20 protein-coding genes and 1 riboswitch are annotated in these 19,665 nt (G+C 71.4%); of the genes, 8 read left to right on the top strand and 12 right to left on the bottom strand.

Features of this window, described 5'->3' with window-relative positions; all coding sequences use genetic code 11:
• Positions 1 to 5: 5 nt before the first annotated feature.
• Positions 6 to 869: an SDR family NAD(P)-dependent oxidoreductase gene (locus ACGFK0_RS24640; RefSeq protein WP_392908579.1), complete on the top strand. Its 864-nt coding sequence runs from the start codon at positions 6 to 8 to the stop codon at positions 867 to 869.
• 496 nt (positions 870 to 1,365) lie between these two features.
• On the opposite strand, the gene ACGFK0_RS24635 is transcribed toward ACGFK0_RS24640, so the two are convergent.
• Positions 1,366 to 1,803 (bottom strand): hypothetical protein, encoded by a 438-nt coding sequence (locus ACGFK0_RS24635; RefSeq protein WP_392908577.1) that lies wholly within the window; start codon positions 1,801 to 1,803, stop codon positions 1,366 to 1,368.
• Between the two features lie 9 nt (positions 1,804 to 1,812).
• Here ACGFK0_RS24635 and ACGFK0_RS24630 point away from each other — a divergent pair, with 9 nt between their 5' ends.
• Positions 1,813 to 3,465 (top strand): ATP-dependent DNA ligase, encoded by a 1,653-nt coding sequence (locus ACGFK0_RS24630; RefSeq protein ID WP_392908575.1) that lies wholly within the window; start codon positions 1,813 to 1,815, stop codon positions 3,463 to 3,465.
• A 24-nt stretch (positions 3,466 to 3,489) separates the two neighbouring features.
• Here ACGFK0_RS24630 and ACGFK0_RS24625 read toward each other — a convergent pair whose 3' ends face one another.
• Complete coding sequence (locus ACGFK0_RS24625) at positions 3,490 to 4,596, bottom strand: hypothetical protein (protein WP_392908573.1); 1,107 nt, start codon at positions 4,594 to 4,596, stop codon at positions 3,490 to 3,492.
• Between the two features lie 88 nt (positions 4,597 to 4,684).
• Here ACGFK0_RS24625 and ACGFK0_RS24620 point away from each other — a divergent pair, with 88 nt between their 5' ends.
• Positions 4,685 to 5,782 carry a PLP-dependent cysteine synthase family protein gene (locus tag ACGFK0_RS24620; RefSeq protein WP_392908571.1) on the top strand — a complete coding sequence of 366 codons (1,098 nt, stop codon included), beginning with the start codon at positions 4,685 to 4,687 and terminating at the stop codon, positions 5,780 to 5,782.
• On the opposite strand, the gene ACGFK0_RS24615 is transcribed toward ACGFK0_RS24620, so the two are convergent.
• The gene (locus tag ACGFK0_RS24615) at positions 5,772 to 7,070 is read right to left on the bottom strand and encodes a M50 family metallopeptidase (RefSeq protein ID WP_392908569.1); all 1,299 of its coding nucleotides are present in this window, start codon (positions 7,068 to 7,070) and stop codon (positions 5,772 to 5,774) included. The genes ACGFK0_RS24620 and ACGFK0_RS24615 overlap by 11 nt on opposite strands.
• 244 nt (positions 7,071 to 7,314) lie before the next feature.
• Here ACGFK0_RS24615 and ACGFK0_RS24610 point away from each other — a divergent pair, with 244 nt between their 5' ends.
• From ACGFK0_RS24610 to ACGFK0_RS24590, 5 genes are all read left to right on the top strand, one after another.
• Entirely contained in the window at positions 7,315 to 7,635 is a 321-nt protein-coding gene (locus ACGFK0_RS24610) for a hypothetical protein (protein WP_392908567.1), read from the top strand.
• Positions 7,636 to 7,685: 50 nt separating this feature from the next.
• Positions 7,686 to 7,782, top strand: a riboswitch (glycine riboswitch).
• Positions 7,783 to 7,947: 165 nt separating this feature from the next.
• The gene (gene gcvT / locus ACGFK0_RS24605) at positions 7,948 to 9,042 is read left to right on the top strand and encodes a glycine cleavage system aminomethyltransferase GcvT (protein WP_392908565.1); all 1,095 of its coding nucleotides are present in this window, start codon (positions 7,948 to 7,950) and stop codon (positions 9,040 to 9,042) included.
• A 69-nt stretch (positions 9,043 to 9,111) separates the two neighbouring features.
• Positions 9,112 to 9,501, top strand: coding sequence for a glycine cleavage system protein GcvH (gcvH, locus tag ACGFK0_RS24600; protein WP_392908563.1), 390 nt, complete (start codon positions 9,112 to 9,114; stop codon positions 9,499 to 9,501).
• A 2-nt stretch (positions 9,502 to 9,503) separates the two neighbouring features.
• Complete coding sequence (gene glyA / locus ACGFK0_RS24595; RefSeq protein ID WP_392908561.1) at positions 9,504 to 10,760, top strand: serine hydroxymethyltransferase; 1,257 nt, start codon at positions 9,504 to 9,506, stop codon at positions 10,758 to 10,760.
• Between the two features lie 55 nt (positions 10,761 to 10,815).
• Entirely contained in the window at positions 10,816 to 12,189 is a 1,374-nt protein-coding gene (locus ACGFK0_RS24590) for an L-serine ammonia-lyase (RefSeq protein ID WP_392908559.1), read from the top strand.
• 71 nt (positions 12,190 to 12,260) lie between these two features.
• On the opposite strand, the gene ACGFK0_RS24585 is transcribed toward ACGFK0_RS24590, so the two are convergent.
• From ACGFK0_RS24585 to ACGFK0_RS24545, 9 genes are all read right to left on the bottom strand, one after another.
• The gene (locus ACGFK0_RS24585; protein WP_392908557.1) at positions 12,261 to 12,842 is read right to left on the bottom strand and encodes a carboxymuconolactone decarboxylase family protein; all 582 of its coding nucleotides are present in this window, start codon (positions 12,840 to 12,842) and stop codon (positions 12,261 to 12,263) included.
• Positions 12,832 to 13,167: a hypothetical protein gene (locus tag ACGFK0_RS24580; RefSeq protein WP_392908555.1), complete on the bottom strand. Its 336-nt coding sequence runs from the start codon at positions 13,165 to 13,167 to the stop codon at positions 12,832 to 12,834. Before ACGFK0_RS24580 ends, ACGFK0_RS24585 begins: the two co-directional genes overlap by 11 nt.
• Positions 13,168 to 13,405: 238 nt before the next feature.
• On the bottom strand, positions 13,406 to 13,852 hold the full coding sequence (locus ACGFK0_RS24575; protein ID WP_392908553.1) for a winged helix-turn-helix transcriptional regulator: 447 nt from the start codon (positions 13,850 to 13,852) through the stop codon (positions 13,406 to 13,408).
• Between the two features lie 39 nt (positions 13,853 to 13,891).
• Positions 13,892 to 15,055, bottom strand: a complete 1,164-nt coding sequence (locus ACGFK0_RS24570; RefSeq protein ID WP_392908551.1) for a thiolase family protein — start codon at positions 15,053 to 15,055, stop codon at positions 13,892 to 13,894.
• A 433-nt stretch (positions 15,056 to 15,488) separates the two neighbouring features.
• Complete coding sequence (locus ACGFK0_RS24565; RefSeq protein ID WP_392908549.1) at positions 15,489 to 15,704, bottom strand: hypothetical protein; 216 nt, start codon at positions 15,702 to 15,704, stop codon at positions 15,489 to 15,491.
• Between the two features lie 47 nt (positions 15,705 to 15,751).
• Positions 15,752 to 16,423, bottom strand: coding sequence for a response regulator (locus tag ACGFK0_RS24560; RefSeq protein ID WP_392908547.1), 672 nt, complete (start codon positions 16,421 to 16,423; stop codon positions 15,752 to 15,754).
• Complete coding sequence (locus ACGFK0_RS24555; RefSeq protein ID WP_392908545.1) at positions 16,420 to 18,036, bottom strand: ATP-binding protein; 1,617 nt, start codon at positions 18,034 to 18,036, stop codon at positions 16,420 to 16,422. The genes ACGFK0_RS24560 and ACGFK0_RS24555 overlap by 4 nt, the downstream gene beginning before the upstream one ends.
• A gap of 454 nt (positions 18,037 to 18,490) precedes the next feature.
• Entirely contained in the window at positions 18,491 to 19,048 is a 558-nt protein-coding gene (locus ACGFK0_RS24550) for a hypothetical protein (RefSeq protein WP_392908543.1), read from the bottom strand.
• A 1-nt stretch (position 19,049) separates the two neighbouring features.
• Positions 19,050 to 19,664 (bottom strand): DUF6286 domain-containing protein, encoded by a 615-nt coding sequence (locus ACGFK0_RS24545; protein WP_392908541.1) that lies wholly within the window; start codon positions 19,662 to 19,664, stop codon positions 19,050 to 19,052.
• Position 19,665: the final 1 nt, after the last annotated feature.

The raw sequence follows: 19,665 nt of genomic DNA, 5'->3' as shown, positions 1-19,665 counted from the left end.
CTCGCATGCCACTCGCGCACTTCGACGGAGCACTCGCCGTCGTCACCGGAGCCGGCAGCGGAATCGGCCGCGCCACCGCCGTCGCGCTGGCCGGACACGGCGCGAGCGTCATCGCCGCCGACATCGACCTCCCCTCCGCGGAGAAGACCGTCGACCTCGCCAAAACGGTCGGCGCCGGCGGCACCGCGTACCAGGTGGACGTGTCCGACGCCGAGGCCATGGAGACCTTCGCCGCCCAGGTCAAGGAGACCCACCGGGTCCCCGACATCGTCGTCAACAACGCCGGCATCGCGGTCGCCGGCCCCTTCCTCGACACCAGCCTGGACGACTGGGACCGCATCATGGGCGTGAACCTGTGGGGCGTCGTCCACGGCTCCCGCCTGTTCGGCAAGCAGATGAGCGACCGCGTCCACACCCTCCCCAACAAGCCCGACAAGCCCAACTTCGGCGGCCACATCGTCAACGTCGCGTCCGCCGCGGCGTTCGCGCCCTGGCGCGCGATGCCCGCCTACTGCACGACCAAGTCCGCGGTCCTCATGCTCAGCGAATGCCTGCGCGCCGAACTGGCGGGCTCCCGCATCGGCGTCACCGCCGTCTGCCCCGGCTTCGTCAGCACCGGCATCGTCGAGCACGGCACCTACGTCGACGGCGACGCCTCGTCCCGCGACCGACTCCAGCAGCGCGGCCAGAAGGCCATCAAGCTGCGCAACTACCCGCCGGAGAAGGTCGCCGAGCGGATCGTCCACGCCATCATCAAGAACAAGGCCGTGGTCCCGGTCAACTTCGAGGGCCACCTCCTGCACACCCTCTCCAGGGTGTCCCCCGCGGCCCTCCGGCTCATAGCCAGAATCCCCACCTCCCGGGGGTAGCGCCCACGTCCGGGCGCGGCCCTCCCTGACCCCTCCCTCGGTGAGAGGAGATGGATCATGCCCTCCGATCTGTTGTCGAGCGATGGCCGGCTGCGTACGTGGACGGCGCAGATCCTGCCCGCGACGTGTGGATCAAGGCGGGCCTGCTGGAACGATAACCCGTTCCACTCCGCGGCCTTTTATCTTGATGTCGAACCACGTATTAGAAAATGGTTCGCGAACAGCGGGCCATTGGTCTGGACACCGGAACGAAAAGGGCCGCGGAGCGGGGTCCACTCCGCGGCCCGTCGACGTAACGGATTGCTGACCTGGGGTTATCACACCCAGGATATTCCTACCGATTGCACGGTCACGTCGTCGACCTCCTCCTCCCAGGCGTTGCCAGCACGCCGATCACATGGCCTCGGCATGGAACATGATCGGCGTACCCCTCCCCTATTACCGCAACACCCTAGAAGGTGTTGACAGAAAGTATGGCATGGTCGGCCGATTCAGGTCAGAAATGATTTAGCGCACTGAGCACTTCGCGGGCGGCGGCGGTGGCCCTGCCGAGGCACGCCCGCTCCCGCTCGTCCCCGCCGCCCGCACCGGACGCCTGCTCGCTGTAGCTCACCGTGAAGACCGCGTTGCGGACCCGGGCGGTGACCTCTCCCACCACCGTCGGCTCGGCCTCATCGGCCTTGAACCAGCGGTACGCCTCGTCGCCGATGCCCCGGTGGCGCTCAAGCGTGTACGTCCGGAACAGCGGGGCCCCGTGCGCCTGCGCCCACTGCTCGTCGTAGTAGGTCTCGGCGTCCTTCACCGGGGTCGGGGTGTTGCCGGGCGTGTACAGGTGCGCCTCCACCCGGAGCCGGCGGACTGCCCGCCCCGTCGCCGGCGTCCCGGCGGCTCCGGCGCGGAGTAGACCCGGTGGATTGTCAGACCCCGTGGTCAAAATGGGAGGGTGCTGATAGCCGAGATCACGCGGACGTCGCAGGCGGTGGCGGGCACCTCGGGCCGTAAGGCCAAGGTATCCGCGCTCGCGGAGTGCCTGCGCGCGGCGGAGCCGGGCGAGGCCGCGACCGTGGTCGCCTACCTGTCCGGTGAGCTGCCGCAACGCCAGATCGGGGTCGGGTACGCGTCCCTGCGGGAGATCCCGCCGCCCGCCGCGGAGCCGTCCCTGACCGTCCCGGAGGTGGACGCCGCGTTCACCGAGATCGGCGCGGTCTCCGGGCCGGGCTCGGTCGCCCGGCGGCGCGAACTGCTGGCGGCGCTGTTCGGCCGCGCCACCCGCACCGAGCAGGACTTCCTGATCAGGCTGCTGGCGGGCGAGCTGCGGCAGGGCGCGCTGGACGGGGTGATGGCCGAGGCCATCGCGGCGGCGGCCGAGGTCCCGTCCGCGGAGGTGCGGCGGGCGTTCATGCTGCGCGGGTCGCTGGGGCCGGTCGCCACGGCCGCCTTCGCGGACGGCGTCGGCGGGCTGCGCGGGTTCGCGCTGGAGGTCGGGCGGCCGATCAAGCCGATGCTCGCGGCGTCCGCCCCGTCCATCGACGACGCGTTCGGCAAGCTCGGCGACGAGGCGGCCGTCGAGTGGAAGCTCGACGGGATCCGCGCGCAGGTGCACGTGTCCGGCGGCGAGGTGCGGGTGTTCACCCGGACGCTGGACGAGATCACCTCCCGGCTGCCCGAGGTGGTGGCGGCCATGCGGGAGCTGCCCGTCCGGGCGGCCGTGTTCGACGGCGAGCTGATCGCGCTCCGGCCGGACCGGCGTCCCCACCCGTTCCAGGTCACCGCCGCCCGCACCGCCACGCGGACCGCCAAGAACACCGAACCCGTACCGCTGTCGGTGTACCTGTTCGACGTCCTGTACCTGGACGAACCCGAGGCCGCCCCGGAAGGCACGGACGGTCGTCCCCCTGCGACGAACGACGAGGCCGAAGGCGCGCCGGGCGGCGGTCGCTCCGCGGAGGGCGGTCGCTCCGAAGAGGGCGGGGGCGATCTGCTCGATGCGGCGGGCGCGGTGCGGTACGAGGCGCTGGCCCGGGTCGTCCCCGAGGAGCTGCGGATGCCCCGGATCGTCACCGCCGACCCCGCGCGGGCCAAGGACGTCTTCGACGAGGCGGTCGCGCGCGGCCACGAGGGCGTGGTCGTCAAGTCCCTCGACTCCCCCTACACGGCCGGGCGGCGCGGCGCCGGCTGGATCAAGGTGAAGCCGCGGCACACCCTCGACCTCGTCGTCCTCGCCGTCGAATGGGGGCACGGCCGCCGGCAGGGGCTGCTGTCCAACCTGCATCTCGGTGCCCGCGACCCCGAGACCGGCGGGTTCGTCATGCTCGGCAAGACGTTCAAGGGCCTCACCGACGAGATGCTGGCCTGGCAGACGAAGCGGCTCCGCGAACTCGCCGTGCGCGAGGACGACTGGACGGTGCACGTCCGGCCCGAGCTGGTCGTCGAGATCGCGTTCGACGGTGTCCAGCACAGCCCCCGCTACCCGGGCGGCATCGCGCTCCGCTTCGCCCGCGTCCTGCGCTACCGGCCCGACAAGTCCGCCGCCGAGGCCGACACCATCGAAACCGTCCGCGCCGTCACCCCCGTCATGGACTGGCCCCCGGACTAGCCCCCGGCCCCGGGCCGGGGCGGGTCAGCCGGATGTCCCGGCTCGGGGGCGCCCGCCGGTCGGCGGTTCCTCCTCCTCCGGGGACTGGCGAGCGTCGCGTTCCGGGGCGGGCGGGCGGTCGCGGCGTCTGGACGCGGCGCGTGTCCTCATCCGGGACGCGTTCCCGCCGCGGGTGACGGCGCCGCGCCGCGCACGGGTCTGGGCACGGCGCCGCGCGCGGGCCTCGGCGCGGCGTTCGGCCCAGGTCCCGGTCTTGCGCCGGAAGGGGGACGCGGCCTTGCGCTCCGCTCGGGCCGCGGCCCTGCGCTGCACGCGGGCGAGCCGCCGGCGGCGGGCGCGCTCGGCCGCCTCGTTGCGGCGCTGCAGCAGCTCGGGCGGGATGAGGTCGTGCCGTCCCGCGATGAACTCCTGCACCCAGATCTTGCCCCGGATGAGCGGCCGGCGGATCGACTTCTCCCGCCGGACGGCCCGCTGGTACCTGCGCGACTCCCGGTCGTACCGCCAGCGCGACCAGGGCGACCCGGGCCGCGCCACCCGGATCGCGCCGATGACCAGCAGCGCGGGGACGAACAGGCCGATGAGCCCGGTCCAGATCTTGCCCTTCAGCAGCGTCAGCACGGCGAAGGCGAGGTTGACGACGAGGAACGCGGCGTAGAAGGGCGACATGGAGCCGGCGCCGGCGCCGGAGTCCAGCCCGAGGCTCTCGTAGCCGAGCGGGTGGACGCCGAGCAGCAGCAGCCCCGTCACGGCGATGGCGACGAAGACGGCGTCGACCGAAGCGCGGCCCTTCTCCGTCCAGTAGACGTCGCTGAGGTGCAGGATCAGCGCGAACTCGTCCAGGACGAGGGCGGAGCCCATCCCGAACACGACGGCCGCCGCCAGGTCGAGGCCGACGAACGCGTCGGGGACGGCCAGGCTCGCCACGCCGCCCGCCAGCATCAGCACGACGCCGAACACGACATGGTGGATGTGCACGTCACCGGCGGTCACGTTCCGGAACCACCGCACGTTCGAGCGGATCAGCCGGACGTTCACCCGCGTCAGCACAAAAGTGATCATGAACGCGACGAAGAAGCCGAACAGCGGAAGCCGCCCGGTCTCCACGATCCGCGCGTCGAACATCCCGATCATCTGCCCCCCGTAGCCTCCATCATGCCCGGTGACATGCACGGATATCGTGGGACGCGGCCGATCAGCGACGATCCGAGGAGAAACCGCCGTGACCCGCATCGAGGACCGCTGCGACCCCGGGTACCGGGCATGGATCTCCGAGGCCGTCCGGCTCGTCGACGCCGACGCCAACCGCAGCGCCGACACGCACCTGCACGTGTTCCCGCTGCCGCCGGAGTGGGGCATCGACCTGTATCTGAAGGACGAGTCCGTCCATCCCACCGGTTCCCTGAAACACCGGCTCGCGCGGTCGCTGTTCCTGTACGGGCTGGCGAACGGCTGGATCCGCGCCGACACGACGATCATCGAGGCATCCAGCGGATCGACGGCGGTGTCGGAGGCGTACTTCGCGCGGCTGCTCGGGCTGCCGTTCGTCGCGGTGATGCCCGCGTCCACCAGCCCGGAGAAGATCCAGCTCATCGAGTTCCACGGCGGCCGCTGCCATCTGGTGGACGACCCGTCGTCGATCTACGACGAGTCGCGGCGGCTGGCGGCCGAGTGCGGCGGGCACTTCATGGATCAGTTCACCTACGCCGAGCGGGCCACGGACTGGCGCGGCAACAACAACATCGCCGAGTCGATCTTCGAGCAGATGCGGCTGGAGCGGTTCCCCGAACCGTCCTGGGTGGTGGTGGGCGCGGGCACCGGCGGGACGTCCGCGACGATCGGCCGGTACGCGCGGTACCGGCGGTTCCAGACGCGGCTCGCGGTCGTCGACCCGGAGGGGTCGGCGTTCTTCGGCTCGTTCGCCGACGCGGACCCGGAGCGGACGGCGGCGGGCTCGCGGATCGAGGGTATCGGCCGTCCCCGCGTCGAGCCGTCCTTCATGCCCGCGGTGATCGACCGGATGATCCGGGTACCGGACGCGGCGTCCGTCGCGGCGATGCGCTGGACGAGCGAGGTCAGCGGCCGCGACGTCGGCGGCTCGACCGGCACCAACATGTGGGGCGCGGCGGTGCTGGTCGCGCAGATGCGGGCGGCCGGGGAACGCGGCAGCGTCGTCACGCTGATCTGCGACGGTGCCGAACGCTACACCGGCACCTACGGGTCGGACGCGTGGCTGGCCGAGCAGGGCCTGGACATAGGGCCCTACCTCGCCGCGCTGAACGGTTTCCTGAAGACCGGTGAGCTGCCCGCTACCCTGTGAAACGGACGGGGTTGACGAGGTCGGCGTAGATGAGCAGCCCGCCCATGATGATCAGCACGGCCGCCATCACGTAGGTCACCGGCAACGCCTTGGCCACGTCCACATAGCCGGGGTCGGGCCTCCGGAAGACCTTGGCGAACGCCTTCTTGATCGCCTCCAGGAGGGCGCCTGCGATGTGCCCTCCGTCCAGCGGCAGCAGCGGGACGAGGTTGAACATCCCGACCGCGAGGTTCAGCGACCCGAGCAGCATCACGAAGTAGGAGACCTTCTCGGTCCCGGTCAGGGTGTCGGACGCGGCGACGTCCCCGCCGATCCGGCTGACGCCGACGACCCCGATCGGGCCGTTCGGGTCGCGTTCCTCCCCGCCGAACGCCGCCTCCCAGATGCCGACCATCTTCTCCGGCATCCGCACCAGCGCGCCCGCGGTGCGGGCGGTGAGGTCGCCCATCGTGCTCGCGACCGCGCCGGGGCCCTGCCGCTCGACGGCGCTGGTCGGCGTGATGCCGAGGAACCCGACCTCGACGATCTTGTCCGGGTCCTCCAGGTGGTACATCCGGTTGCGGGTGATCGGGACGTTCAGCTTCACGTCCCGCCCGTCGCGCTCGACGGTCATCGGCACGGTCTGCCCGCCCGCCCCGCGGATCAGCTCCTGCAGCTGCCGGTAGTCGTCGATCTTCTGGCCGCCGAACACGACGATCTGGTCACCGGCCTGCAGCCCGACCTGCTTCGCCGGGGTCGGCGCGGCGTTCGCCGGGCACTCGGTGAGCTCGGACTGGCTCGCCGGCACCATGCATTCGGCGACCTCCCGGATCACCGGCTGCGGCTGGTTCGTGCCGATGCCCATCAGCAGGATCGCGAAGAACACCACCGCCAGCAGCAGGTTCATCGCGGGCCCGCCGGACATGATCAGCAGCTTCTGCCACCACTTCTTGCCGTAGAAGACGCGGGTCTCGTCTCCCGGCCGAACCTCCTCCAGCGCCACCCCGCGCGCGGACTCGATGAGCCCCTGGAACGGGCCGGTGCTGGCCTGCCGGATCTTCCCGGGTGCGTCTCCTTTGCGCGGTGGCAGCATCCCGATCATCCGGATGTAGCCGCCGAGCGGAATCCATTTGATCCCGTACTCGGTCTCGCCGCGGCGCCACGACCACATCGTCGGACCGAACCCGACCATGAACTGGGTGGTCCGCACCTTGAACAGCTTGGCGAACGAGAAGTGCCCGAGCTCGTGCAGCGCGATGGACACCAGGAGGCCGAAGAACAGAATCAACGCTCCAGCCAGGTATGCCATGCGGCTAGCCCCTCCGGTCGTGCACCCCGCTCACCGGGGGGTGGTCTCCAGCAACCCAACTCAGAGTACGGCACGGCTCCCGGTTTGGTTGAACCAGCGCGCAAGGCGGCCGGACGCCCTCACGGCCCCGAATTGGAACCGAGTTGCTAAGCGGCCCCCACGCCATTGGCACGCACGAGAGTATTCGCGCGCCACGCCACCTGCGCATCATGGCGGCCCCACCCCGGTCCATGGAGGTACTGCCTTGAAACGCGGTCATGTAGCGGCCCTGGCGTTGATGCTCGCCCTGGCCGGATGCGGCGGCTCCGGCGACGGCGGCGGGGCCGCCGAGTCACCCGGCCCTTCGTCCTCGTCGTCCGGCAAGGGGACGACGGTCCTGCCCACCCCGCCCGGGCAGTCGAAGGCGGCCAAGGCGTTCAACGACTGCATGCGCAAGCAGGGCGTTGAGCTGCCCAGCCCGAACCCGACCGCCACACCGGCCGAGAAGGAGATCAAGAAGCGCATGACAGCCCTGCGCGCGTGCATGAAGGCCCTGTCGTCGTCCCCGCCCGCCCAGCCGCGCTGAATCCGGCGGTATCGGACGCACGCAGAGGAATGCAATACTGGCGCAGCCGATGATCCCGTGCGGGAGAGTCCCTTGCAGCCGGTGAGGGACGCCGAAGGAGCAAATCCTCCCCGGAACCTCTCAGGCACCATGGACCGCACGGGTACGGCGACCTCTGGAAAGCGGGGGCCCGGGTCCCCCGCCGAAGGTGAAAGCCCGCCCCGGTGGCGGGTGAATCTCTCAGGCGCCGATGACAGAGGGGGAGGCACCGAGCCGACCGGTGCGCGAGTGGGACGATGGACCATACGCGCCCGCGACGAAGGAGCCGAACCGATGTCCGCCGACCCGACCGCGAAGAAGACGCCGCTGCACGACGTCCACCAGGACCTCGGCGCGAACCTCGTCGATTTCGCCGGCTACCTGATGCCGCTGCGCTACGCGAGCGAGACCGCCGAGCACCAGGCCGTCCGCACCGGCGCGGGGCTGTTCGACCTGTCGCACATGGGGGAGATCTTCGTCTCCGGGCCGGGCGCGGGCGCGGCGCTCGACTTCGCGCTGGTCGGCAGTCTCGCGTCGATGCCGGTGGGCAAGGCCCGCTACACGGTGGTCTGCGGGCAGGACGGCGGCGTCCTGGACGACGTGATCGTCTACCGGCTCGCCGACGCCACCTGGATGGTCGTCGCGAACGCCGCCAACACGGGCGTCGTCCGGGAGGCGCTGACCGAACGGGCAGCGGCCTTCGAGGCGGCCGTCGAGGACCGTTCCGGCACCTACGGGCTGATCGCCCTGCAGGGTCCCCGTTCCCAGGAAATTCTCGAAGGGTTCACCGACGCCGCCGTCGCCGACCTCAAGTACTACGCGGTCGTCGCCGGGCGGGTCGCGGGCGTCGACGCCCTCATCGCGCGCACCGGGTACACGGGCGAGGACGGCTTCGAGCTGTTCGTCGACGCGTCCGACGCCGTCGCGCTGTGGAAGGCGCTCGCCGGGGTGGACGGCGTCGTCCCCGCCGGGCTGTCCGCGCGCGACACGCTCCGTCTCGAAGCGGGCATGCCGCTGTACGGCAACGAGCTGACGGCCGAGACGACGCCGTTCGAGGCGGGCCTCGGCCGGATCGTGAAGCTGGACAAGCCGGGCGACTTCGTTGGAAAGACCGCCTTGGCGGCGCTGGCGCAGACCCCGCCCGGCCGTAGGCTCGTGGGACTGGTCGCGCGCGGGCGTCGCGCGCCGCGAAAGGGGTATCAGGTCGTCACGTCGGGCGGCACGCCGTGCGGGGTCGTGACGAGCGGCGCCCCGTCGCCCACACTGGGCACGCCGATCGCCTTGGCGTACCTCGACAGCGGCGCCGAGGAGACGGACCTCGCGGTGGACGTCCGCGGCCGGCACGAGCCGGTGGACGTGGTCGCCCTCCCGTTCTACAAGCGTTCCTAGAAGAGAAGGTGTGAGGGTGCGGGGGTCACCCCCACAGTGACACCCCACCATGACCAGAAAGAAGTGATCGTGAGCGTTCCGGAGCAGCTCCGCTACAGCGAAGAGCACGAGTGGGTGTCCGGCCTCGGTGGCGAGGACGGCATCGTCACCATCGGCATCACCGCGCACGCCGCCGACGCCCTCGGGGAGATCGTCTACCTCGAACTGCAGCCGTCCGAGGGCGACGCCGTCGAGGCGGGCGAGCCCTGCGGCGAGATCGAGTCGACCAAGTCCGTCAGCGACATCTACTCCCCCGTCAGCGGCGAGATCACCGCGATCAACAGCGCGGTGGTGGACGAGCCCAAGGTCATCAACGACGACCCGTACGGCGAGGGCTGGATCTTCAAGGTCCGCATCTCCGACGAGCCGGGCGACCTGCTCGACTCCGTCGCCTACGACAAGCTGATCGAGGAGAGCTGATCTTGAGCCTGAACGATTCGCTCGCCGCGGCCGACCCGGAGGTCGCCGCGGCCGTCGCCGCCGAGCTCCGTCGGCAGCAGTCCACCCTCGAAATGATCGCCTCGGAGAACTTCGCGCCGGTGTCGGTCCTGGAGGCGCAGGGCTCAGTCCTCACCAACAAGTACGCCGAGGGCTACCCCGGCCGGCGCTACTACGGCGGCTGCGAGCACGTCGACGTCACCGAGCAGCTCGCCATCGACCGCGCCAAGTCGCTGTTCGGCGCCGAGCACGCGAACGTCCAGCCGCACAGCGGCGCGCAGGCCAACACGGCCGTGTACTTCGCGATGCTGCAGCACGGCGACACGATCCTCGGGCTCGACCTCGCGCACGGCGGGCACCTCACCCACGGGATGCGGCTGAACTACTCCGGCAAGACGCTGAACGTGGTGCCGTACCACGTCCGCGCGGAGGACGGCCTGGTCGACATGGACGAGGTGGCGTCCCTCGCGGCCGAGCACCGTCCCAAGATGATCGTGGCGGGCTGGTCGGCGTATCCGCGGCAGCTCGACTTCCCGGCGTTCCGGGAGATCGCCGACTCGTCCGGTGCCCTGCTCATGGTCGACATGGCGCACTTCGCCGGCCTCGTCGCCGCGGGCCTGCACCCGTCGCCCGTCCCGTACGCGGACATCGTCACGACCACCACGCACAAGACGCTCGGCGGCCCCCGCGGCGGCCTGATCCTCGCCCGCGAGGAGTACGGCAAGAAGATCAACTCCGCGGTGTTCCCCGGCATGCAGGGCGGCCCGCTGGAGCATGTGATCGCCGCCAAGGCCGTCGCCCTCAAGATCGCCGCCTCGGACGAGTTCCGCGCCCGCCAGTCCCTCACCGTCGAGGGAGCCAGGCTCCTCGCCGAACGTCTTCTCGCCGAGGACTCCGCCAAGGCCGGCGTGAGGGTCCTGACCGGCGGCACGGACGTCCACCTCGTCCTTGTCGACCTCGTGGACTCCGACCTCACCGGCCGCGACGCCGAGGACCGCCTGCACGGCATCGGCATCACCGTCAACCGCAACGCCGTCCCGAACGACCCGCGTCCGCCGATGGTGACGTCGGGCCTGCGGATCGGCACACCCGCCCTCGCCACCCGCGGCTTCACCACCGCCGACTTCGCCGAGGTCGCCGACATCATCGCGCTGGCCCTCCAGCCGGCCTTCGACCGCGACGCCCTGTCGGCCCGCGTGAAGGCCCTCGCCGACGAGCATCCCCTGTACCCGGACCTGTGACGGCACCGCGCCCCCTTCCATTCCGGGAGGGGGCGCGAGCTACAACGGAGTAGCAATGGCCATCAGCGTTTTCGACCTGTTCAAAATCGGGATCGGCCCCTCGTCCTCCCACACCGGCGGCCCGATGGCCGCCGCACACCGCTTCGCCCAAGCCCTGCACCGTGACGGCCTCCTGGAGAAGACAGCCTCCGTCCAGGTGGTGCTTTACGGTTCCCTCGGCCTCACCGGAAAGGGCCACGGCAGCGACAAGGCCGTCATCCTCGGCCTCGAAGGCGACAAACCCGAACGGGTCGACGTCGACGGCATAGACGCCCGCCTGGAGAGAATCCGCGAACGCGGAACCCTGCGCCTCTTCGACGACCACGAAATCCCCTTCGTGGTCAACGAACACCTCGTCTTCGAACGCAGGAAATCGCTCCCCGGCCACCCCAACGGCATGCGCTTCACAGCCCTCGACGCCTCGGGCGACGAACTGCGCACAAGGGTCTACTACTCCGTCGGCGGCGGCTTCGTCGTGGACGAGAACGCCACCGGTGCCGACCGCATCAAACCCGACGACACCGCCCTGCCCCACCCCTTCGACACGGCCGCCGAACTCCTCGAACGCTGCCGGGAGACGGGCCTGTCGATCTCCGCCCTCATGCTGGAGAACGAAAAGGCGTTCGGCCGGACGGCACGGCAGATCCACGACGACCTCCTGAACCTGTGGCACGTCATGTGCGCCTGCGTGACCCGGGGCTGCACCAGCGAGGGCCTCCTGCCCGGCGGCCTGAAGGTACGCCGCCGCGCACCCCAGCTGCACCGCCAGCTGTCCACCGAAAAGGCGTCCGACCCCCTCCACGCGATGGACTGGGTCACCCTTTTCGCCCTGGCCGTCAACGAGGAGAACGCCGCCGGTGGCCGCATCGTCACCGCCCCCACCAACGGCGCCGCCGGCATCATCCCGGCCGTCCTGCATTACTACGACCGCTTCGTCCCCGGCTGCGACGACGACGGCATCGTCCGGTTCCTGCTGACCGCCGGCGCGATCGGCGTCCTGTTCAAGCAGAACGCCTCCATCTCCGGCGCCGAGGTCGGCTGCCAGGGCGAGGTCGGCTCCGCCTGCTCCATGGCCGCCGCCGGCCTCACCGAGGTCCTCGGCGGCACCCCCGAGCAGGTCGAGAACGCCGCCGAGATCGGCATCGAGCACAACCTCGGCCTCACCTGCGACCCGGTCGGCGGCCTCGTCCAGGTCCCCTGCATCGAACGCAACGCCGTCGGCGCCATCAAGGCCATCAGCGCCGCCCGCATCTCCCTCCGCGGCGACGGCCGCCACTTCGTCTCCCTCGACAAGGCCATCAAGACGATGCGCGACACCGGCCGCGACATGCTCGACAAGTACAAGGAGACCTCCCGGGGCGGCCTCGCCGTGAACGTCATCGAATGCTGACACCGGGAGGCTGACGCGGGGAGGCTGACGCGGGGACGTACGGCCGGTCCGGGTGAACGTACGCGGTCCGGCTACCGGTAGCCGCGTTTGAGCAGGTATCTGGCTCCTGCCTCGTAGCCCTCGGGGGTGAGCGGTTCGAAGCCGAAGGCGTCGGCGAGCCGGTCGGTGATGTTGAAGGCGGCGCAGACCGCCAGCGCGTCCTGGATCTGCCGGGGTGAGGCACCGGCGGCCAGCACTTCCCGCATGTCCTCGGCGCCGGCCTTTCCCTCCCGGGTCAGCTTGCCGAGCATCCGCAGCGTGGCCCGCAGCGGCTCTTCGACGGGCGCGGTTTCGAGGTCGGCCAGCACCGCCGCGACCCGCGGCCCGTCCTGGTACGCCTGGCTTGCCGTCGCGGTGTGCGCGCCGACGCAGAACGCGGTCCCGTTCACTTCGGACACGTAGGCCGCCATCAGCTCCCGGTCGCCCACCGACCAGGCGGACGGCCCGCGCATCGCCTCGTGGGTGAACTCCTTGGCGCGGGCACCGTAGAAATCGGGCCGGTAGAAGACCAGCCTGGCGGCGTCCGGTACCGGATGCCTGGAGAACAGCCTGATGAGCGCGAACAGCACTTTGGTACCGCGGCCGTAACCATGGTCGAGGATGTCAAGTCGCATGATCCGGACTCCCCTGAGCGGTCGCTTCGGCCAGGGCCGCCAGTCCGGCTTCGTACTGCCGGGCGGACTGGCCGACCGCGGCGCATATCACCAGCTCGAAAAGCTGGTCCTCGGTGCAGCCCGACGCCTTCGCCGCGGCCAGGTCCGCCTCGGTGACCTGCGCCGGGCTGCCGGCGACCTTGCCGATCAGCGCGTCCAACGGCGGAGGGAGGCCGTCGTTGCCGAAGGCGCGCGCCCGCTGCTCCGCCGACGCCCGGCCCTCCCCGTTCAGCACGCGACCCACCAGGGCTCGGTACGCTGCCCGCTTCTTGTCCTCGTCCGGCACGGTGCCTCCACCTCCTTCATGACTGGGCTGTCCACCCTCATGTCTAAGACGAATGGCACGCCCCCGTACAGGACACGCAGCGATGAGTTTGTGAGGGGACCTCGAACCCGCGACGCGCGAGACGTACGACGGCGGCGTGACCAAGGTGACCTACCGGGACGCGGACGGCAATGAGATCAGCATCGGCGGCGGCCCCGGCTGACGCTCCCCGGACACCGCGCCGACGTCCTGGAGTTCCTCATGGGGTCAGGGCGCCGCGGCCGGTGGGCGAGTGGGCGCCCTGGCGGGCCTCGTTGCCGCAGTGGCGGCAGATGACCATGGGGCTGACCGGGTGCCCGCAGGAGTGCTGCCAGCGGACGGGCGGGTCGTCCGCGTGCAGGTGACGGTCGCCCCACCTCATCAGGACGAGCAGGACGTCGCACAGTTCCACGCCCGCGGGCGTCAGGTGGTATTCGTAGCGGGCCGGGTGGTCGCTGTAGCGCTCGCGGCGGATGATGCCGTTCGCCTCCAGTTTGCGGAGCCGGGACGCGAGGATGTCGCGGGACGCGCCGGTGTTGCGGACGATCTGGTCGAAGCGCCGCACCGCGTAGCTGAGCTCGCGGATGACGAGCAGGCTCCAGCGTTCGCCGACCAGGTCCAGGGTGTCGGCGACCGAACACTCGCGTGGATGGGCGTCCTTCGGCATACCGGGAAGCCTATCCGCGGGACCTGGCCGGCTCATCCGTCAGAGCCTCTCGATGACGGTGGCGTTGGCGAGGCCGCCGGCCTCGCACATGGTCTGCAGCCCGTACCGCCCGCCGCGGTCTTCGAGGGCGTGCAGCAGGGTCGTCATGATGCGGGTTCCGCTGGCGCCGAGAGGGTGGCCGATGGCGATCGCGCCGCCGCGGACGTTGACGCGCGCGAGGTCGGCGCCGGTTTCGCGCTGCCAGGCGAGGACGACGGGTGAGAACGCCTCGTTCACCTCGAACAGGTCGATGTCGGTGAGTGCGAGGCCGGCCCGGTCGAGGACCTTCTCGGTCGCCGGGATGATCGCGGTGAGCATCAGCAGCGGGTCGTCACCGGTCACGGCGAAGGCGTGGAAGCGGGCGCGGGGCCGCAGGCCGAGGCGCTCGGCGATGTCGGCGCCCATGACCAGGACGGCGGCGGCGCCGTCGTTGATCGGGGACGCGTTGCCCGCGGTGATCTTCCAGCCGATCTCGGGGAACCGCTCGGCCATGCGCTCGTCGTAGTAGGCGGGCTTGAGCCCGGCGAGGATCTCGGGGGACGTTCCGGGGCGGACGGTCTCGTCCCGCTGCCCCGTCCAGGCGACCTCGCGGTCGAACTCGCCGTTCTTCCATGCCTCGGCGGCGCGCCGGTGCGACTCGCCGGCGAAGGCGTCGAGTTCCTCGCGGGACAGGTCCCAGCGGGCGGCGATGAGTTCGGCGCTGATGCCCTGGCCGACGAGGCCGTCCGGGTACCGCTCGCCGAGCATCGCCCCGTACGGGTTGCTGCCGGGCAGCACGCTCGACCCCATCGGGACCCGCGACATCGACTCGACGCCGCACGCGATCGCGATGTCGTACGCGCCGCTCTGCACGCCCTGCGCCGCGATGTGCAGGGCCTGCTGGGACGAGCCGCATTGCCGGTCGACGGTCATGGCGGGGACGCTTTCGGGGAACCCGGCGGCCAGGACGGCCGTGCGGGTGATGTTGAGCGCCTGGTCGCCGACCTGGGTGACGACGCCGCCGACGACGTCGTCGACCTGCGCCGGGTCGATGCCCGCACGTTCGACGAGCGACTTCAGGGTCCGTGCCAGCAGGTCGGCCGGGTAGTCGTCGTGCAGCATCCCGTTGGGCTTGCCCTTGCCGACCGGCGTGCGCACCGCCTCCACGATTACCGCGTCCCGCATGATCCCACCTCCGTTGTGTTTTCCAACTCGCTCTCGAAGTATGCGATCAGTAAGTTGGAAAACACAACCCACTTCCCCGTGCCCTGCCTCACACCCGCGAACCGGGACCGGGGCCGGGGCCGGAAAGACAGAACCCGGGGGTCACGGCGTATACCGTCGTGACCCCCGGGCGATCGGGCCGCTCAGCGGGAGGGGCCCATACTGTGGTGCGCCTGTTCCCTCCAAACGTCGAAGGACCCCGTGGTGGAGCCGCCCGAGACTTCGAGGTCGGACAAGCGTGCCTCCTTCATGTCCTCGACGTTACGTTCACCTCGGACATTAACCCCATAAACCTCGAATAGCCCTCAATGGACCACAAAGTGTCGTCAAGCATCAGATGACGGTTGACGCCCGTTCTCCGGGCACCAGGCGCAGACAGCGGGTCAATGCCGGTTCACTCGACCGGCGCGGAGCGGGCGCCGCCTTCACGGGGCGTGTTGCGCACGTCGCGTGGCAGCCCCTGCCCCTTGAACATCTCACGCATCTTGCGGGCGGCGTCGCCGGGCTTCCTCTTCTGCCCCTCGCCCTCGGTGCGGGGCGGGCGCTTCTCGCGCTCCCGCTCGGTGCCCCCGGTCGCCTTGTCGTCGGCGCTGTCTGCCTTGTCGTTCACGACAACTCCCCCGAAGTCGTTTCACCCTCGCCCCATGCGTACCCCGTCTACCCGGGGTAGAAGCGCAATTCCGGGCGGCCGACCTGACCGTAGTGGGGGCGGCGGTACGCCAGGCCGTTCTCCGCGAGGTACTCCAGGTAGCGGCGGGCGGTGACGCGGGAGACGCCGGTGAGGTCGGCCGCCGCCGCGGCGGACAGCCCGTCGGCGGCGCCGGTCAGCACCTCGGTGACGGCCTGCAGCGTCTCGCCGCTCATGCCCTTGGGCAGCGAACGGTGGTCGGGGGTGCGGAGGGTGGCGAGCATGCCGTCCACGTCGGCCTGGCCGCTGACCTCGCCGGCGCCGACCGCCCGCTCCCTGAACCGTGCGTACCGGTCGAGCTTGTCGCGCAGGGACGCGAACGTGAACGGCTTGAGCAGGTACTGGACGACGCCGACCGACACCGCCGACCGGATCACGGCCAGGTCGCGGGCGGAGGTGACGGCGATGACGTCCACGTCGCAGCCGCCGGCGCGGAGCGCGCGGCACACCTTGAGGCCGTGGGTGTCGGGCAGATAGAAGTCCAGCAGGACGACGTCGACGCCGGTGCGCTCGCAGAACCGCAGCGCGTCCGCCCCGGAGTGGACGACGCCGGAGACGGCGAAACCGGCGACGCGTTCGACGTAGGAGCGGTGCGCCTCGGCGGCGACCGGGTCGTCCTCGACGACGAGCACTCTGATCATGACGGGTCCAGGGGCAGCCGGACGGTGAAGACGGCGCCGGCGTCGTGCCCCACGTGGACGTCGCCGCCGTGGCGCCGGACGGCCTGCCCGACCAGCGCGAGACCGAGGCCGTGGCCGACGGTCCCGCCGGACGTCTTGGTCGTCCAGCCGCGCCTGAACATCTCGGGCACGGCGTCCGGGTCCACCCCGGGCCCGCTGTCGGACACCTGCAGGACGAGTGCGCCGTCGTCCTTGCGGGCCCTGACGACCACCCGGGGCGGGCGGACGTCCGCGCCCGCGAGTGCGGCGTCCACCGCGTTGTCGATGAGGTTGCCGAGGATGGTGACGAGGTCGCGGGGCTCGGCCACGCCCTCGATCACGGTGTCCTCGGTGACGACCAGGTCGACGCCGCGTTCTCCCGCCTCCGCGGACTTGCCGAGCAGCAGGGCCGCCAGCACCGGTTCCGTCACCGAGCCGACGACCCGGTCGGTGAGCCGCTGCGCGGTCCTCAGCTCGGCGGTGGCGAACTCGACGGCCTGCTCGGGGCGGCCCAGCTCCACCAGCGACACCACCGTGTGCAGGCGGTTCGCGGCCTCGTGCGCCTGCGACCGCAGCGACTCGGCGAACCCGCGCACGGTGTCGAGCTCACCGGTCAGCCCTTGCAGCTCGGTGTGGTCGCGCAGGGTGACGACGTTGCCCATCGCCCGGTCCCGCGACCGGACGGGTGAGGTGTTCACGACGAGGACGCGGGTGTCGGCGACGTGGATCTCGTCGGAGCGCGGCTCCGGTGAGACGAGCGTGGCGACCAGCTCGTCCGGCAGGCCCAGCTCCGTGACGAGCCGTCCCCGCAGTTCCGCCGAGGGCACTTTCGGGGGGTTCAGATCGAGGAGGTCCCGGGCGGCGTCGTTGCAGAGGACGACGCGTCCCGACCGGTCCAGGAGAAGGAGGCCCTCCCGGACGGTGTGCAGGATCGCCTGGTAGTACTCGAACATTTCGCGCAGCTCGCCGGGCGCGACGCCGCGGGTCTGGCGGCGCAGCCGGGCGGCGACCAGGTAGCTGCCGGCCACGCCGACCGCCAGGACGGCGGCGGCGACACCGACCAGGTAGAGGAGCCGCTGCCGCAGCTCCGCGGAGATGACGCGGATCGTGATGCCGACGGCGACCAGCGCGACGATCTTGCCGCCGTCGTAGACGGGTGCGACGGTGCGGACGGACGGGCCGAGCGTGCCGGTGTAGGTCTCGGTGAACGTCAGGCCGGCGAGGGCGGGCCCGGTGTTGCCGACGAAGTGCCCGCCGATCCGGGACGGGTTCGGGTGGGTGTAGCGGATCCCCGCCGGACTCATGATCGTGATGAAGTCGACGCCGGTGTCGTGGCGGACGCGTTCGGCGTACGGCTGCAGCAGGCTGCTGGGGTCGGGCGACGCGACCGCGGTACGGACGTTGTCCGCGTCCGCGATGCTCTGCGCGACCGCCGTGACGGTCTGCGTCGCGGCGTCGTCCGAGGACCGGCCGGCGTCCAGGTAGGCGATGGTCGCGCCGGCCGCCACGAGCAGCCCGACGATCGCGGCCTGCAGCACCAGCAGTTGCCGCGCCAGGCTCCAGTTGCCGGGAACCGTCCATCCGGGACGCCGCACACGCGCACCTTTCGTCTCGGACCCACCGTGAACGAAATGTACACAAGGGTGACCGCCCGCATCAGAACTCGCATAGTGACGGGTGCACAGCGTTCAGTCCCCCACCGACCATTCGCTTCCGACTTGCGCGGCCCCTCCCCCCAGCGCAGGCGCCCGCCGTGTGCATGTGCCCGCTCCGCCGGCACATGGGCGTCTGCCGAGGGCGCGGGCGCCCGTCCGGGATCCGCGCCCGCAAGGGCACGGGCTCCCGGACGGGCGCCGCCCCGTGTACCGCGAACGCACCGCCCGGGTTTTCGTCCACCGGGTGCACTGCGCCGGCCTGCGGCGTGCCGTCCTTCCGAAATCCGCCGACGAAGGCGGCGCGCCGCAGCTCAACGCGCCGGTGAACGATCTCGGGGGCGGCCGTCCGGCGTCGGCGTCACCCCGCCTCCGACGCCGGGCGGCCCGCGTCCGGTCAGGCGGCCTCGGGCTGCGGGCGGCGGCGTCTCCCCGGCCGCGGGCGGTCGGGGCGGAAGCGGATCACCACCGGCAGGTCGGGCATGCCGACGGCGCGGCGGTAGCGTTCGACCGGGCCCGCGCCCAGTTCCCCGTACACCTCGCCGACCAGGGTGTCGCCGGCGCAGGCGACCTTCAGCAGCAGCCGGGGCTTGTCCGCGGTGCCGGTGAGCCGGACCCGGGTGGCGTGGACGCCGGGCAGTTCGCGCGCGGCCCGGGCCAGGTCGCCGGCCGCGGCCCTGGCGCGGACGCGGGTCTGCGGGTCGACGTCCGGCCACCACTGGTGGACGGCGTACCGGGCCTGGACGACCAGCCACAACTGGCCGGCGAGCGCCAGGATCTCCGCGATGCCGGCGGCCGCCGGCAGGAACCAGCCGTGGTCGGCGGCGAACCGGGCCGGCGCCGGGTCGAGCAGCGGACGCTCCGCCACGGCGCCGAACGCGCCGAGGCCGGCGGCGAACGCCGTGGCGCCGCACGCGAACAGCACCGCCCCGAGCACCGCTATCGCGATCTTCATGTCAGTCCCTTCGCCAGCCGAGCCGGACGTCGACCTGGGGCCGGTGCATCGGCTCTATCCGGTCCAGCCGGGCGTCGATTGCGAGGTGGACGAGTTCCGCGAGGTTGGCCGGGTTGCGGTAGTCGGTGACGGCCCTGACGAGAAGGCCCCTGCGGAAGAGCCCCAGGCCCCGGACGCGGGCGCTTTCGATGCCGGGGACGTCGAGCGCCGCGTCCGCGACCGTCCGGCGCAGGGCGGCGCGCCCGACGGCGCCGGCCTGGCGCGGGTCGGAGCCGGCCAGCGGGATGCCGCGCAGGCGGCCGGGCAGCGCGGCCAGCAGGAACGCGAGGCCGAGGAAGGCGGTCGCGCCGGACCCCAGCAGGACGTCCGGGTCCCGCCAGGAGAGCCGCCGCAGCGCGTCCGCGATCACGGCCACCCCCGGCACGGGATGGACGCCGGAGCCGAGCGCGGCGGCCAGCAGTTCGATGGCGGCGACCCCGCCCGCGACGGTCACCAGCAGCGCGGCGGCGACCCCGGCGAACGCGCGGCGCGGCCGGAACTCGCGGACGGCGAGCCGCCGCGCCTGCCGCCTGCTCTGCGCCTCCTCGATCAGGTCCTTGACCAGCGTCTCCGTCATG

It is taken from the genome of Spirillospora sp. NPDC048823, from assembly GCF_043198445.1.
Lineage (GTDB): Bacteria > Actinomycetota > Actinomycetes > Streptosporangiales > Streptosporangiaceae > Spirillospora.
The sequence above is the reverse complement of the archived record's forward strand: the minus strand, read 5'-3'. Positions and strand labels throughout refer to the sequence as shown.